Below are 14,737 nucleotides of genomic sequence, written 5' to 3'. Positions count from 1 at the left end.
TACGGTTGATTTTCAGTTTCCTGTGATCAAGCTGCTAGACTATCAACAAAGGTTGCCGGAGCTTGAAGAGAGCCATAATCCGTTTGCTACGGTGGTCATGGCTCATTTGGCAGCAATACAAACCCGTGGTGACAGGTTACAACGTAAGCAGCAGAAATTAGCTTTAGCGCGTAGGTTGTACGAGCAGGGGTTTGAGCGCGAAGCTATTCTGAATTTGTTAGGTTTTATTGATTGGATGTTGACATTACCATTAGATTTAGAACGAGAATTTAAAAGGGAAGTAGAACAACTGGAGGCACAACAGTCTATGCAGTACATGACATCATTTGAGCGAATTGCCAGAATGGAATCTTTATTAGAAGGGATTGCAGTTGGTTTAAAACTAAAATTTGGTACTGAGGGTTTAAGCCTACTACCAGAAATTTCCAGAATTGAAGATGTCGAGCAATTAAGAGCAGTTCTTACGGGACTAGAGACGGCCAGTAACTTAGAACAATTGCGCTCCTTGTATCAGCCAACAACCGACACTCCCACAGAAAATTAGTATTTAAGAGCTTGGTATTGGATTTTCCAGGTGAGCATAGACTTTTAGTGCCTAAATTATTCCTTAGTTAGGCAGTTAAGGAAATATCTTGCTGACTCTGCTCAACAGGCTGATCAAACTTCAGAGCCTCATCACCCCAACAATCCCAGCCAACTCTAGACGAACGTGCGAACATCTCCAGCTTAGTCATATCAGGACACAGCTTTTCTACAAGTTCAAAAAACTGTTCGGGCTTACGTGAATGCTCACGGCGGGGTGAGTGTAAAATGCTTGACTCGTTTGTGAGTGTTCGTCCAGAGAAAGCTTTGACATTCCCACGAACAGCCAAAGCGCAATGTTCGGTCGAGTTTCGCAGCCAATGTCCCACCCCAAGATGTGTTTTAGTGCCATCTTTGGTAACTTTTTCCCAAGTCAGGATGGTTTTGAGTTCAAATCCCCATACCTGTAAACATTGAGCCGCTTCGACCATGTGATTGTTCGTAAACCAGAGCCAGAGGATACAGCCATTGCTCCCGCATAATTCGGGAATGGGCAGAGCCAGAATTTCCTCAGTCCGCATTGGTTGATAGGGGATGCGGTTGCGGTGAGTTTTGTCTTTAGAACGAAGTCTGTAGAACCAGGGAGGATCTATAACAATGCACTGGTAATGGCCTTGTAGAGTTGTGAGTCTCATGCTATCTCCTGCGGTTGTTGAACAATCGTTGCGCTGATGGATTCAAAATCAACCTGAAATATGTTTAAATTAGGAGTTATTTCGCCACTGTTATAAAGTCCAACGATGTGCTGTCTGATTGCATCTTCCGTGAGTTCATCAGGAATGTGAATGTGGGCTTCGCTAATGATTTTTTCTACTACTTGAACAATAAGTTTCATGAGAATTTAAACTCCGAATTCAAAAACTTTAATTCCATCAACATCAACGGGATTAATTTGAATTAATCCGCCGCCAGCGTAATTACAAGGAATCTTGCGCTTATCCTTATCATCGAAAGCATCTTTACAAACTGGCATCCATCGTCCTACACAAGAAAATCCTGCGGCAGAAGATGGAGCGCCAGCTTTTTTGTAATCTTGGACAGAAGCAATGTGACCGCAATATGGACACTTAAACTTCCATTGCATCTTGTCTTGTCCAAATAGTGTTTTTCCAAGAGTTAGCCACTGTTCTTTATTCATATTTAATCCTCCTCATTTTCTAATTCTTCGTCTTCCTCCACCTCCTCATCTGAACATTCATCTTCGATGGATTCAAATTCTTGAATAGCAAACAAAGCCATAGCCACACACGCCCTTTCTGCTGGATGCGTAGCTGATTGCATCCGGTAGCTTTCGCGGACTACATAGCCTTGAATTGCGTAGAATTTCTTAGCTAGTTTTTCAATGAGTGCGTCTTTTTGAAAAATTCCAAGTTCCATATCCTTTCCCCTCAAGGTAGAATTTACCTTTGTTGTAAAAGTTTTAATTCTTGATGACTCGGCGATCGCTCTGCTTAACCAATATCTAATGACCAATGACCAATATCTAATGACCAATGACCGATGACCATCAAGCAGTAACTACAGCTTTCTTTGAGAAAGCACCTGCCTGCCTTAGCGCTGCACCAGGGCTAGGGTGAGCAAAGAACTCTTCTATAGCTTTGGTCAACCCAGCCGCAACAGCCGGATCGTGACAAGCGTAAACATAGATCGGCTGTTGCACACTGTTAACCAATCGCGTTTCTTGGAGTGAGCCTTCTATTGGAGACGCTCTGCGAACATCGGGCTGTTCGGTGTCGCCCAACTGTGGGTAATGTACTGCTAATTATGAAAGCGTTTTGGGAAAAGCAATTTGCTTTCCTTTGACCTTACAAATATTCTGCAACTTTTAGTTACATTTCGTCAACCCCTAGTTGCACGATTTTGGTTGATTTCAAACATAATAATTCAGCCAAGCTACAGCCAAATACTTTACATAACCCAACGATCATCTCAGGGGTTGCCCCTTTGACTTCTAACTCGGTTTCCATCTTGTTTAAATACTGGCGAGAGATATCAACACCATGCTCTTTTAGCTTTTTGGACAAACTTACCAATGGCATATTGCCACGCAATGAACGCAGTTTTTGACTGCGTTGCTCTGTCCATCTAATAGAACCCACTTCACTTAGTGGTATCATTACGACCTCTTCTATCTCTTCCCGACTGCCCATATTCTGCAATATTTGGTTGACAATTACAATAGTTCTCTGCCACTATTAGTAGCAGAAATTGAGCCAGTACGATGGTGTACCCACCTGTCGTAGGCAATTCTTTGCTATGTCATCCATATTTTGTTCTTTAGAAAGATGAGAGATGTAGGGATAACTAGGCGTATCGGCGTTCGTAGAACAGCAACCCTATTGAATCTCTTGGAGCTAACTACAATGCAAAATGCTTATGGGGTGCAACTAACCAGAATGAAGAATTATGTTCGCCTGTAGTAATCAGCACAAGCTCCACTGGCTCAACGTTGAGATGGGTGGCGATCAGAGCGAGGATTTTTTCGAGAATTAGGGCAGGGTAAAATTATGTTTAATATCAATACTATTTACTTTGAGTAGTCTGTATTCAGCATCGTCTAGTCTCCAAAGTTCATATTTAATATTGTTTAATTCAAGTTCAACTTTAATACGTTCCCGAATTTGTCTAACTACTTGTTTCATCTATTTTGCTCTAATTCATTAAAAGCGTAGTATTGTCGTAATGTAATGAGTCAATTGTCGATTATTTCGCTAGTTATGGTTTGCAAAATATTATTGATATTCTGTGAACTTATGGAACTAATACCAATTGACTCTAAACTTTCAATAGCTGCAAGATATGCTGATTGAGATTGGTATTTTTCCTCAAAATAATGCTCATCTTTATAGCCATAAAGGATATACTCAGAACCAATCTTCTTGAAAAACTGCTCAGATAGTATCAAGAGTCTTCTACTTTCAAAACAGCCCTCAAGATAACCATAAAAATAGCTGATGAAATAGTTGATTTCTTGGCGAGAAAATTCTATTTCAAAAGGTTCACGAAGTATTTGAGTATCATAACCTTCTACCTCAGCGTCCAGAACCCTGTAAAAGCTAATATACAGTGTACCCCTATTATCATAAATATTAATTAAATAGAAGAATCTGCCTTGTGCTTTTTCTAAAACCAATAATACTGGAAAAGAAAAAGTACCTTGACAATCGTCAATCCAATCACTGCTATCACCAAATAAGTGCGTTAAACAGACATATAATTCAGCCAAATTGAGTTTATTTTTGTTCTCACGTTCGGAAAGATAAAAGTGCATATAAAACATATAGTCATCTTTAATGGGAAGGCTTTTTTGCCGAAGTTTTCTAAATTCACCATCATCCAAACGCCAAAGCTCGTATTTAATATCTTTCCGTTTGAGCTTAACTTTACTGCGTTCTTTAATTTGTCTGACTACTTGCAACATGATAATTAATTTGCTCAAGTTCTCTAGTAATAATGTACTATATTAATATTTTAGTTTCAGCTTGACAACATGATTGATGAAAATCCGCAGACAGAATTTGATAGCCCGTGGAAACAGATACTACAACTGTATTTTGAAGACTTCATGCTGTTCTTCTTTCCCCAAGCACATGAGCAAATAGATTGGACAAAACAACCAGAGTTCTTGGATAAAGAATTGGAGCAGGTGGTTCGTGATGCCGAACTGGGGAAACATCTGGCAGATAAGCTCGTAAAAATTTATCTCAAAGATGGTTCAGAAACCTGGGTATTGATTCATGTGGAAATCCAATCCCAGGAAGAGTCGAACTTTGGGAGAAGAATGTACACCTACAACTATCGAATCTATGATAGATATAAACGTCCAGTGGTATCTTTGGCAGTGTTAGGTGATGAACGTGCCAACTGGCGACCGAATCAGTTTGGTTATGAGTTGTTCGGTTGTAGTGTGAATTTTCAATTTCCAGTGATCAAACTGATAGACTATCAACAAAGACAGTCTGAATTAGAAGCTAGTCGTAACCCGTTTGCTACAGTAGTAATGGCACACTTAGCGGCATTAGAAACCCGTAATGATAGGTTACAGCGCAAGCAATCCAAGCTGGCTTTAGTGCGACGACTGTATAACCAAGGATTTGAGCGTCAGGATATTCTAAATTTATTGGCTTTTATAGACTGGATGCTAACGCTACCATTAGATTTAGAACGAGAGTTTCTTTTTGAAGTAGAGCAATTGGAGTCAGAGCAACGTATGCAGTATGTTACTTCTTTTGAGCGCAGTGGTATTCGTCAGGGATTGTTAGAAGGGATTAAATTGGGTTTAAAACTGAAATTTGGTACGGATGGGTCAAGCCTATTACCAGAAATTTCAACAATTGAGGGTGTGGAGCAATTGAGAGCAGTTCTTACAGGACTGGAAGCAGCCAGCACAATTGAAGAATTGCGCCAAATTTACCAGTCACCCACAACAGACACCCAACCAGATTAGCCAACCACCACCAACCAATCACAGACCACAGACCTACACTCGTCTGCAAACTTAACCCAAACTTGCCACTGCCCAAGATATGCATTCCAGTAAGGCTCCCCATCAGCCACCCCAACAGCCTCACCAAGCTGGGAAACCAGCTGTTGGTAGAAGTGTCCAACACTGCCGAGTCCTTGGCGCAGCTTTAGGTGTAACCCCTTCCATCCTTGGACTTCAGGATCTTCCTGGGTAAATGTTTGGGAATTGTCAAGAGATTCCGTGTCAATACCTGGTGTTTGTAATTCTATATTGTTCGTGACTGACACAGACTCACTAAGAAATACTTCATCCCGATTGAGCCACTGTCCAAAAATCGAATCACGCTGATCATCAGGCGGGACAAACCGATAGACGCACTCCCGATTTTCACGCTTACCCAACCGACCAACATAATTCAACTTCAAATCAATCTTGGCAAGTAATTTCTGTGCGATCGCTATTGGGGTCAGTTTTTCCGAGATACTGACATTCAGGTAATTCTTGATAACATACCGATGCTTTAGTGCCAGTGCTTTAAATTCCTGCATTGCCTCGTCAGAAGAGCGTAACCGTTCCCCAGGCGTAAGCAACTGCAACAGATTCAGTTCTTCTAACAACAGCACCGATGACAACATCTGCCCCTTGTTAAAATCTGGTTTCCAAATCGAATTCTGCCCCAATTCTAACTGCGCCTTAGCCCGTTTAATATCACGGTTCGTCAGAAATTCCCGTCCCAGTGTCAAATAATAGTGCATCCGCAGTTGAGGATACCACCCATCGTCATCTTTCTCGACCAAATCAGGCGTAACTTCAACTTCATAGCGACGGGACAATTCAGCCTTGCGCTGCTGGTGTCGTTCAGTTTTGGTTTTCGCCCTTGTGTCTTGCAGCTTCTTGAGTTCGGCATCAGAGATGGTTGGAGAATCCGCGATCGCTTCACACTCCGCAGTATACAATTGCTCACTTGCCGCTTTAACCGACTCGATTACAGCCCCACTCTCATCATCCGATGCATCGTCGGCATCAATAATGGTGTAACCATCCTCGACCAAACCTGCAAGCACCGATTCTCGATAGCGCCGCATTTCAACGTTAATCACAGAACCACGCTTACCCCAAGTCTGCAATGACTCTGGCTGGAAGTTCTGGTCAATAAAGCTGTAGTCATCATTATCCGCCGCCGACAACAGCGCAATGTTAGCCTGTGTTGCGACATGTTGACTTCTGAGCAATCCTCCGATGGATGTAGAGCCATTGCCCACAACCGACATCCCCCACTCTCTCACCCAAATGTGACGGTCAACAGTTTCCCTCAGCCGTGCCAACATCTGCCGCACAGAGTTAACCGGCTGCACTCCCTGAAAAATCCCCCAAACACCATCAAAATGTCCTTGAATGTCGATAGATACCCCAGTTTCAAGACTTGGAGAGGCGATAACCAAATCGTACTGGGTCAGAATTTCGTTCAAGTGAGCGATACAGCCGAAAGCCGCATGAGAGGGGTCAGCAACAGATTCGCTGTCAATTCGCAGAATCCGTAAATGTGGGAATTTGCGGCGGAATCGTTCTTCCAAAGCTTGCGTTCCCCATTTGGATTTGGCTTTTTGAGCAGAACAGCAGAGTAAATGATGCCCACCTTTGGCAATGGCTTTGTCGAGTGCGGCTATGAGATTTTTCGGGTTACTCCCAGAATAGTTGTAGCAGTTTCCGGCTATGTGCCGATAGTTGTTGACGATGACGAATGGATTAACCCGACATTCTCCAGCCATTGAAAGAACGTATTTCACATCAGTATCGGAAACATCAGCAGAAGAAAGATAAATCTTACCGTGTTCGCTACCCAAAACATTCTGAATCAGTTGCTTGAGGTTTTTGAGAACTGACACCCGACGCTTTTGCACTTCCGTTCCAGAGTTAAGCAGATGCCAGAAAACTTGGTCACATTCATCAATAATTATGACATCATTTGCCCAGTCATTAGGGTTGAATCGCGCCTGACTCTGCTGATGTAACGAATCAACACATACCCCGTATCCTAACAAATCGCCTGTTTCGGAGCCGTGAACTTCTGTGACATAATTCACTCCAAAGCGATCGCATAATGCCTCTCCAAGTTGAATCCGATGGGTGATAATTAATACCCGTCTCCCCTGGTCATGCGCCTTCGCTACCTCAGTAGACAGCCATTGGGTTTTACCAGAGCCTTTAGGAGCTTTGAGGATAATCAGCTTTTCACCTTCCGGGACGAGAAGCTGTCCGAGGAATCGTTGATTAAGAGCGATCGCTGGCGGGTAAGTCAGCAGAGTAAACAGCTTAATCTCCCACAATTGGAGTTCAACAGCCGTATTGTACAGTGCGTCAAATGCTTCTTTTCCCTTGGCGACGATAAAATCATCAACCCCTTTCTCTTGTCCAAAAGGTAAATCAATAACTCGCAGCGAACAACCCTCATTTACCAGCAGCCGTCCCATACGACTGATAGCGGTTCTGACTCGCTGTACAGTTTCGGGCTTGTTGTCCTGGTCAAAGCAAATGTTGACCTGTCTGCCCTGTGTTGCGAAATGTTTCAAGTCGGGAATCAGGAATGGTTTACCGATGGCAGTACCGTACTCATCTTGGGGAGTGCGGTATCCTGCGTTTACTCCCGGAGTTGCGATCGCAGCATAACCAGCAGTCAGTAATGCCCCCGCTTTTTTGACACCTTCCACGATTGTCACTGGTACGTTGTGCAGCCAAACCCAGTGCCAGAAACCGCCAGGGTGCTGTAAATCTTCTTCGGTGATGGGGATACCGCAACGTAGGGAAACTTTTACCCAGATGCGATTTGGCACTAACAGGAAGAAAACGCGTGTTTCTTCTCTATATGGATGTTCGTACTTGATGAACTTGTGGATTTTCTGGCGATCGCGTCGAGGGAAGTCTGGTTTGAAGCAGCCCCACATCATTAGGACGTAGTTGTTGAGGGGGTCAACGCCATTGCACCACCAGCCGCCTAGTTCAATGTGCTGGTATTTCTTCAAGTCTCTGTCTCGTAAGCGCCCATCATTGCGACGGGAGATTTTGGGACTGTAGAGAAGATATTCGTAAGGTGTTGTGCCGTAGAGCGATCGCGCATTCAGCTGAAAGATTTCTTCGTCAACCCCACTGCCCCGCCATTCAGTTAAATGTTTTGCTTGAGAATCAGTTTGGAAATTCATGTCCCCTCCAATATTTTTAAGCAATGCAAAGCTTGGGGTATTGAGCTATACCGCCTTTGCTGTTAGTTACGCAGCTACAGGTTAAAAAACCGTCGTTTTCAGTTCAGCAATCAACAGGACTTGTATTGGTAGTTGTTTTTTTCGTCCTATTGACTGCTTTTTAACCGGATTAATTAGTACACATGAACTAAGAGACTGTCATTTTACATGATCACTGGACTTGTCAGAATCATCTCCCGCCCCCGGTGTGTGGTCGAAATGTGAGATTAATACGTGTGCTAACGACTTTGTTGGTCTTGGGAACCTGATGCAGATGTGTAGACTGACAGCTTGGGTGCATCACAAGCAAACTCCCATGTTCGAGCCAGAAGTCTGTTGGTCTGCCGCCGATGGGTTTGATTTGGAATTTGCGACATGACCCCAAGCTGACTGATGCAATTGCAGGGTTAAATCCCATCGATGGTTCGTTGTCAGCGTGCCAACCAATCGAATCCTGGCCAGTGCAGTATTGATTACCAATGACGATGCGGAACTTATAGCCAGTTAGCGCAGTGATTCTGTCCCGCAAGTTAGCCAGATTGTTTGTCCAAGTAAGGGGTTTCAAAAATACGCTGTTCGAGTATAGGTAATCACAGCCTTTGTCACCGTACAGGCATTCCAAGCGGGGGACGGGCATTGTTTTACCCGCGATCCTGATTTGATTCTGCTGCCACTCCAGTTTTAAGCAGTGTTGATAAAGTTCATTTGCTTGTTCAAGATTTAAGAAATCGGGGTAATAACTGACGGGTAAAACTGGTGAAGATTCAGGAAACAAATTGAGTTGTTGCATGGTGTTTTTCTCCTACTATTGAATGTGTGCTGAAGGAGTTGCTGTTAGTTTTGACCAGTAGAGAAAACCTCAATCAACACACTTTCTGGATACAAACCAACTTTTCCAAAACGTGGATCATGAATGCGCTCTATTTCTATTCCCTGTTTTCGGCACAATGCGCTTGCCTTTCGACCTTTAGTACCCGCTTCTTTTACCGAGATTTCTAAACCTTGAAGATTGGCAAATCCAACAACACTATATTTATGCCCGCATGGGGTATTTACCCTATCTTGCTCAACTTCAACAGCTTTTAGTCGGTGCAAAATTTCGGTCTGTTGCTGTTGTTGTTGGAGTAAATGCTGTTCTTGCTCTGCCAATTGTTGTGCTAGAGCGGCGAGTAACTGTATTTGAGTCATGGCTTTTAACTGGGTTTGGGTTTCAGCCTCTCGCGTTTTCACAACAAAATAACTTTGCGCTGCTGCTATCTCTGGTTTTCGTGGATCACCATTCATCGCGGTTAAATAGCAACCATAGCGACTGAGTTTGAAATCGTCTCTAGGTCTACCTCCGGTACTTTTTGCGGTCAGACGCAAAAAGTGTTTTTCGCTCTCTTGCTCTATATTTTCGCAAGCTGCGATCGCTCTAGATACTGCATCGTCAAATTGTCGCCATTGCTGATATCCCAATATGGGCATTAATTCACGAGCTAACCAATACTCATTGCCATCTGTATCAACCTGCTTGATTTGGTCAAATGGGCTTGGCTGATTTTCACGCTTTATAATTGCATCCATACTTCACTTCCTCTGAGTTTTTGATATGTGAACCGGCTGTGCTACTTGCCCCAAGAGTGTGGGTGGATCTGAATCTCTAGAGATATCTGTTCGATGATTTCGGCAATTTTGAGAAGCAACATAGTTTTTCGTTGTGTGATTAGAAAGAATCAAACATTTACCCGCATCAAACTTTTTTCACCGACTAATGAGAAACGATTGGATATAGTCATTGATTGAGTTAACGTTGGCGACATCAATTCAACAACGTAAAACCAAGAATTATTCACCAGCGCAATCCCTAAAATGAGACGCTGTTTTGTTCCTTTATCATGAGAACAGAGGATCACTCTTTGCCCCAGAACGAAAGCAGGTTTTTGCACAGTGATCGGTTCTAATTCTCCAGTTCCGATGATTTGGTTTTGTGTGGCGTGGAGTATTTCATTACGGCAATCAATTGAATAAATCCAACATTCGTGTTTCCATTGCATACCGCAGCAGTAGCCAAAAGTTCTCGTGGTTCGCAGGAAAACTCTCTCCAGTAAATTAACTGCAATAGGTGGAATTGTTTTGCCCCAAGGAGGGGAAAGATACCAACTTGTTTGAAGTGCGTTAATGTGGTCAATCATTAGTTTTTCTGTTGTTGAGATAAAATTCTTTTCAGACGTTCAAAAATTAGTGCAGCGCATTGGGGGACAATGGCATTACCTAAAGCCATCAACTGTTGTTTGTGTTGTCTTCTGAGGCTTTGGTATTCTGCATAGAGTTGGCGATATTCTTTTTGGCTATCTGCCGGAAGTGCTGTAATCTCGCCACGACTGAGCCGATTGAAAGTGGGGATTGTGGCTGCGGTGAGCCAATCGTCAATTTCTCTGTGGGTGACGATACATCTGTCCAGAAGAGCGGTACACCGATCATTGCCTCCACGAAATGAGGGTTGAGGGCGCGAGAAGTGGCTGTATCCAATCCGGCGGCTACATCCTTGAGATTGGGCGGACGCTGTTTGTTCAATTGGTAGGGGCTGCCGCTTTTCCAGTCGCCAGCAATTGGTGTGGGTAGCATCACCGCCGCCGACAGGTGCAGCGTCTGTCCCGGCTTGTGGGTAGCAATTCCGGGGTGATTGCCATCCTGCGCTTTGGGAGTTGGTAGCAATGATCCAGACACGCTCCCGTTTGTGGACGGCTCCCACTGCGTAAGCTGAAAGCACTCCCCATTCGACATCGAACCCCATCTGGGCAAACTGCCACAGTAGGGCACGGAAAAATTCACCGCCTTCAGCAGTAAGCAGTCCGGGTACGTTTTCCACAATCGCCCACTGTGGTCGAACCTCGCAAATGATTCTAAAGAACTCTCCGAACAGGTTGCGCGAGTCAAGGGATGCAAGGCGTTTTCCGGCGAGGCTAAAGGGAGGGCAGGGGAGTCCGGCGATGATACCGTCAACTTCTCTAACTCCGACTCTTGCAAGAGACTCAGTTGTAATATCATGAATGTCTGGAATAATTGGAATTTGTGGGAAGCGTAGACTTAACACCTGCTGGCAATATTCGTTGATTTCGCAAAATGCCACAGTTTCAAAACCACCGCTAATCAAATGACCGAGGGTGAAGCCGCCAATACCAGAACAAAGGTCAAGGACTTTTTGAGTTTTAAAGGGAGTGATTGGGTCAATCATGCGCGTCTCCCTAATAAGTAATTAATGGCTTCTGGATCAAGAGAGGTAATACGTTTTTTAATTGATTGGGGCGGATGGTCAAGAAATTGTTTGAGATGCCATTTCCGAATTTGATAATGTCTAGCAGAACGTTTTGTAGCTTGAAGCCATCCTCGTTTTACCCATCTTGTAACAGTTGAGAAATTCAATTGAAGAACTTGAGCAATTTCCTGACAGCTATAATTATCAAGCGTGGGGCGTGCGGAATAACCTAAGCTATTTAACTTCAGATAAATTGCAATTGGTGTGCGTTGATATCCTCGTCTTTTGAAGATTGAAGCTATTTGTTTTACTGTGTAGACTTCAGCTTTCGCCTCAATAATTGCGAGTTCTTCATCAGTCCATTTGATACTCATAATCTCACCTCCCCTATTGATGCAGATTTAGTATCAGAATGTTCTTTGACAATCCGAGCGCTGATAGATTCAAAATCTACTTGGAAGATGTTCATCTCAGTCTGCATTCCCCCAGTGTTGTAGCGGTCTACGATGTGCTGCTTGATTACAGATTGATCCAGCCAATCAGGGATATCAATATGGGCTTCACTAATGATTTTTTCGACTACTGTAACGATGACTCTCATGGGTAATTCCTGTTTGGTAATTTGAATAAATGAGAAGCCAGAATTATTCTGACTTCCGACTTCTAAATTCCGGTTCAGCCTGCCCCAGTCTTTGCCGTTTGCAACTGTTGTATCCATGCGTTGATTGCTGTTAACTCATCAGCACCGCTAGCAACGGCATCAACAACTTGATTTTGATACGAAGATTCAGCATGATTGGGATACTCGCACTTGTCTGCTGCCCAAGCCAAACACATTGTTTTTACCAGTTCATTAATCTTGGTAATATAAAGTAGACTTGGGCGGTCAACATCCTGAAATTGCAACCACTCTCTGACCAAATCAAGAGGATAATCAAGCAAGGTGCGGATATTTTTAACTCGTAAATCCTGGGGGTGTACTGGTTGAGGAACTACGCTAAGTTTTGGCGTGGATGGAGTAGTTGAGGAATTCCCAACTAATAAAATTTGAATGTCACGAATGATTGTTGCCCAATCCAAATCTCTACTCCATTCCCTGTAAATTTTGGTTTTGCTTGCAGCATCATAAAGATTGCAAAAAACCGTGTTTTCGTCACCAGCATTTGCAACGATAATCAGTGGCTTAGAAAAATCTTGGACTAATGAGGCAGCTAAAAGGAAGCTTTTGGCGAAATTGGTTTCAATACCAGTTCTGACGACGTAAAGTTCATCAGCACTGACAACAATATCAAGTTTGAGATTGTCCTTTCCTTTGAATTCTTTAGTCGTTAGGCGGAGTTCAGCTAGATACCCAGTTAACGCTCTTTGAGTCACGGGTATTTTCTTATCCTGACTGATATCGAACTTGTACCAAACGTAAGATTCCCCATCTACTTCCCCTTGATTGACATATAAATAGATGGGTTCGGGAGGGTTGCATAAACCTAATTTGATTTCAGCAGTCATGTTTCACCTCGATTAAAGTTTCATTGATTGGTGTTCTGTGTGTAATAATGGGAATTCTGTAGCGGGAGAGAAACTTCCGTGCGTTCACTTGAATAAGCGGCACTTATTCAAGTGAACGCTTTTGTACTAATCAGAAGTTTCTCGATTCCGGTCTAGCTCCCATTGGAGATAAGTTAGGGCAGTGCTTGCATCAGCAATGTTTAAGTCAGGGCTATATCCCTCGTTCAGTAGTTGTTTGTAGTCTGGGTGCGTAGCAATAAGGGATATCAGGGTTTGGGCTTGTTCAAGTAATTGGCAGAGATTGGGGTTAGACATTTCTATGCCAAGCCTGGAACATAAATCCTCTGCCTTTACACCAAAAGTTCCTGGTTCAATCTCCGTGGCTAACTCTTCAAGTAAAGATTGAAAATTCGGGTGTTCATCGTTAATTTCAACCTCAAATAAATCTGCACCCTTTGTAACGGTGGTTGCCCAATCGGGTAAAGTCTGTGGAATGGTCTTCGCGTAAAGTTTCATGATTGTGTCCTCTTCAATTAAGAGTTAAAAATCCTCGGCAATCTCCAAGAAAAAGCCGCGTCCAGTGTTCTGTACTTGCACCAGTTCTTTATCCAGCAGAGTTTGAATCACTGAATCCGAGAATTGCAATTGCAAACGATGTAACGGAATACAACCGCCACAAAGCCGAATCAAACGCAGCAGATGATTAGCTCTACGTTCAAGGTAGTTATCAACTGTCTTAGGCATTTGTGAAACCTCCAGTCATTGCGACTAACTGTTGTTGCAGAGTTGCTATCTGTTGTTGATAAAACTCAATCTCTGCGCGTATCTGCAAGAATAATTCCTGTGGAGAAAGGGGTTTGATTTGATTCTCTTCAAAGTGGAATAATTCATCAGAATTTTTCTTAGGCATCAGCGCATAACGCCAACCTTCACCACATTGCTCGGCTAATTCAGTACCGTTTGGGTAGTAATAAAATCCCAAAATGATACCGTTTTGTGTACGCTGTTCCAAAGCAAAGCGAGGGTAGCCCCAGTGTTGGGGGATTGAGATCGTAGGTTGCATATTGATTGGTGAATGAAGGGAAAATGAGAGAAGAATTCAGGAGTCAGAATTCAGAAGTCAGAATTTCGGGAAGAGGTGGGAAAAAGAGGAGAAAGGAAGGCAGATTTTATTAACTTCTGCACCCTGCTCTTTGTTTCTTTACTGACTCCTGACTCCTGGATTCTGACTTCTTAATTACGCTGTGACTAACTCCGCTCTCTCCAGCAGCCGTTGCAATTTATTGCCAGTTAGCTGTTCTAAGGGTTGCTCTAAAAAATATTCATCAAAAATGGATTTACCATCAGTAAACACGTCCACCATCGACAATGAGCGCACAGCATCATAGACCGAGTTAGAATACTGCTGTTGGTCTGAACAACCCTCCTTCACCCACCAGTTACCATCAGTGCATCCGACTTGCCCCAGTTTCACGCCGTTGTTGTTGTAAATGCCATCATCGAGAATTTCAAACCCATAATTCTGGCACTCGTTGAAGATATGCGCCATGATTCGGTTTTCGGTCGTGGGGGGTGTTGCTTCTTTCTCCTGCACAGGTAATGAGCCGTCTTTGTAGTGAATGCAGATGAAGCGATCGCAACGCATTAGAGTGTTAGCACGAAATACTTCTTTACCGTTGACCATGACTACCCAGCGTTGCGTTAAGTGGT

The 14,737-nt window shown here is 43.4% G+C and carries 19 protein-coding genes and 2 pseudogenes; 2 read left to right on the top strand and 19 right to left on the bottom strand.

Annotated features, from left to right (window positions below):
* Window positions 1–544, top strand: a pseudogene (locus HWQ38_RS22240) (cytosolic protein); the annotation flags it as partial.
* Between the two features lie 67 nt (window positions 545–611).
* On the opposite strand, the gene HWQ38_RS22235 reads toward HWQ38_RS22240, so the two are convergent.
* The 7 genes from HWQ38_RS22235 to HWQ38_RS22205 all read right to left on the bottom strand — a co-directional run bounded on the left by HWQ38_RS22235 (window position 612) and on the right by HWQ38_RS22205 (window position 4,003).
* Window positions 612–1,217, bottom strand: coding sequence for an MT-A70 family methyltransferase (locus tag HWQ38_RS22235; RefSeq protein ID WP_292797870.1), 606 nt, complete (start codon window positions 1,215–1,217; stop codon window positions 612–614).
* Window positions 1,214–1,417, bottom strand: a complete 204-nt coding sequence (locus HWQ38_RS22230; RefSeq protein WP_292797868.1) for a hypothetical protein — start codon at window positions 1,415–1,417, stop codon at window positions 1,214–1,216. Before HWQ38_RS22230 ends, HWQ38_RS22235 begins: the two co-directional genes overlap by 4 nt.
* 6 nt (window positions 1,418–1,423) lie before the next feature.
* On the bottom strand, window positions 1,424–1,720 hold the full coding sequence (locus tag HWQ38_RS22225) for a VVA0879 family protein (protein ID WP_292797867.1): 297 nt from the start codon (window positions 1,718–1,720) through the stop codon (window positions 1,424–1,426).
* Window positions 1,721–1,722: 2 nt separating this feature from the next.
* Window positions 1,723–1,959, bottom strand: coding sequence for a hypothetical protein (locus HWQ38_RS22220; RefSeq protein WP_292797865.1), 237 nt, complete (start codon window positions 1,957–1,959; stop codon window positions 1,723–1,725).
* A gap of 130 nt (window positions 1,960–2,089) precedes the next feature.
* Entirely contained in the window at window positions 2,090–2,323 is a 234-nt protein-coding gene (locus HWQ38_RS22215) for a hypothetical protein (RefSeq protein ID WP_292797863.1), read from the bottom strand.
* An 88-nt stretch (window positions 2,324–2,411) separates the two neighbouring features.
* A complete protein-coding gene (locus tag HWQ38_RS22210; RefSeq protein ID WP_292797862.1) occupies window positions 2,412–2,732 on the bottom strand; it encodes a helix-turn-helix domain-containing protein in 321 nt (106 codons plus the stop codon).
* A 542-nt stretch (window positions 2,733–3,274) separates the two neighbouring features.
* A complete protein-coding gene (locus HWQ38_RS22205; RefSeq protein WP_292797860.1) occupies window positions 3,275–4,003 on the bottom strand; it encodes a hypothetical protein in 729 nt (242 codons plus the stop codon).
* Between the two features lie 69 nt (window positions 4,004–4,072).
* Here HWQ38_RS22205 and HWQ38_RS22200 point away from each other — a divergent pair, with 69 nt between their 5' ends.
* Complete coding sequence (locus tag HWQ38_RS22200; RefSeq protein ID WP_292797857.1) at window positions 4,073–5,029, top strand: cytosolic protein; 957 nt, start codon at window positions 4,073–4,075, stop codon at window positions 5,027–5,029.
* On the opposite strand, the gene HWQ38_RS22195 is transcribed toward HWQ38_RS22200, so the two are convergent.
* The 12 genes and pseudogenes from HWQ38_RS22195 to HWQ38_RS22140 all read right to left on the bottom strand — a co-directional run.
* Entirely contained in the window at window positions 5,026–8,244 is a 3,219-nt protein-coding gene (locus HWQ38_RS22195; protein WP_292797855.1) for a plasmid replication protein, CyRepA1 family, read from the bottom strand. The genes HWQ38_RS22200 and HWQ38_RS22195 overlap by 4 nt on opposite strands.
* A 229-nt stretch (window positions 8,245–8,473) precedes the next feature.
* Entirely contained in the window at window positions 8,474–9,073 is a 600-nt protein-coding gene (locus HWQ38_RS22190) for an alpha-ketoglutarate-dependent dioxygenase AlkB (protein WP_292797853.1), read from the bottom strand.
* Between the two features lie 44 nt (window positions 9,074–9,117).
* Complete coding sequence (locus tag HWQ38_RS22185) at window positions 9,118–9,849, bottom strand: BRO family protein (protein WP_292797851.1); 732 nt, start codon at window positions 9,847–9,849, stop codon at window positions 9,118–9,120.
* 149 nt (window positions 9,850–9,998) lie between these two features.
* Window positions 9,999–10,457, bottom strand: a complete 459-nt coding sequence (locus HWQ38_RS22180) for a DUF1392 domain-containing protein (RefSeq protein ID WP_292797848.1) — start codon at window positions 10,455–10,457, stop codon at window positions 9,999–10,001.
* The gene (locus tag HWQ38_RS22175) at window positions 10,457–11,500 is read right to left on the bottom strand and encodes a DNA cytosine methyltransferase (protein WP_292797846.1); all 1,044 of its coding nucleotides are present in this window, start codon (window positions 11,498–11,500) and stop codon (window positions 10,457–10,459) included. Before HWQ38_RS22175 ends, HWQ38_RS22180 begins: the two co-directional genes overlap by 1 nt.
* On the bottom strand, window positions 11,497–11,895 hold the full coding sequence (locus HWQ38_RS22170) for a hypothetical protein (RefSeq protein WP_292797843.1): 399 nt from the start codon (window positions 11,893–11,895) through the stop codon (window positions 11,497–11,499). Before HWQ38_RS22170 ends, HWQ38_RS22175 begins: the two co-directional genes overlap by 4 nt.
* Window positions 11,892–12,239 carry a hypothetical protein gene (locus HWQ38_RS22165; protein ID WP_292797841.1) on the bottom strand — a complete coding sequence of 116 codons (348 nt, stop codon included), beginning with the start codon at window positions 12,237–12,239 and terminating at the stop codon, window positions 11,892–11,894. Before HWQ38_RS22165 ends, HWQ38_RS22170 begins: the two co-directional genes overlap by 4 nt.
* Window positions 12,197–13,027, bottom strand: a complete 831-nt coding sequence (locus HWQ38_RS22160; protein WP_292797839.1) for a hypothetical protein — start codon at window positions 13,025–13,027, stop codon at window positions 12,197–12,199. Before HWQ38_RS22160 ends, HWQ38_RS22165 begins: the two co-directional genes overlap by 43 nt.
* A gap of 126 nt (window positions 13,028–13,153) precedes the next feature.
* Window positions 13,154–13,543 (bottom strand): hypothetical protein, encoded by a 390-nt coding sequence (locus HWQ38_RS22155; protein WP_292797837.1) that lies wholly within the window; start codon window positions 13,541–13,543, stop codon window positions 13,154–13,156.
* 24 nt (window positions 13,544–13,567) lie between these two features.
* Window positions 13,568–13,771, bottom strand: coding sequence for a hypothetical protein (locus HWQ38_RS22150; RefSeq protein ID WP_292797835.1), 204 nt, complete (start codon window positions 13,769–13,771; stop codon window positions 13,568–13,570).
* Complete coding sequence (locus HWQ38_RS22145; RefSeq protein ID WP_292797833.1) at window positions 13,764–14,090, bottom strand: hypothetical protein; 327 nt, start codon at window positions 14,088–14,090, stop codon at window positions 13,764–13,766. The genes HWQ38_RS22150 and HWQ38_RS22145 overlap by 8 nt, the downstream gene beginning before the upstream one ends.
* 174 nt (window positions 14,091–14,264) lie before the next feature.
* Window positions 14,265–14,737, bottom strand: a pseudogene (locus tag HWQ38_RS22140) (hypothetical protein); the annotation flags it as partial.

It is taken from the genome of Nostoc sp. NMS7 (assembly GCF_017115085.1).
Lineage (GTDB): Bacteria > Cyanobacteriota > Cyanobacteriia > Cyanobacteriales > Nostocaceae > Nostoc.
This window is presented reverse-complemented; position numbering and strand designations above follow the sequence as displayed.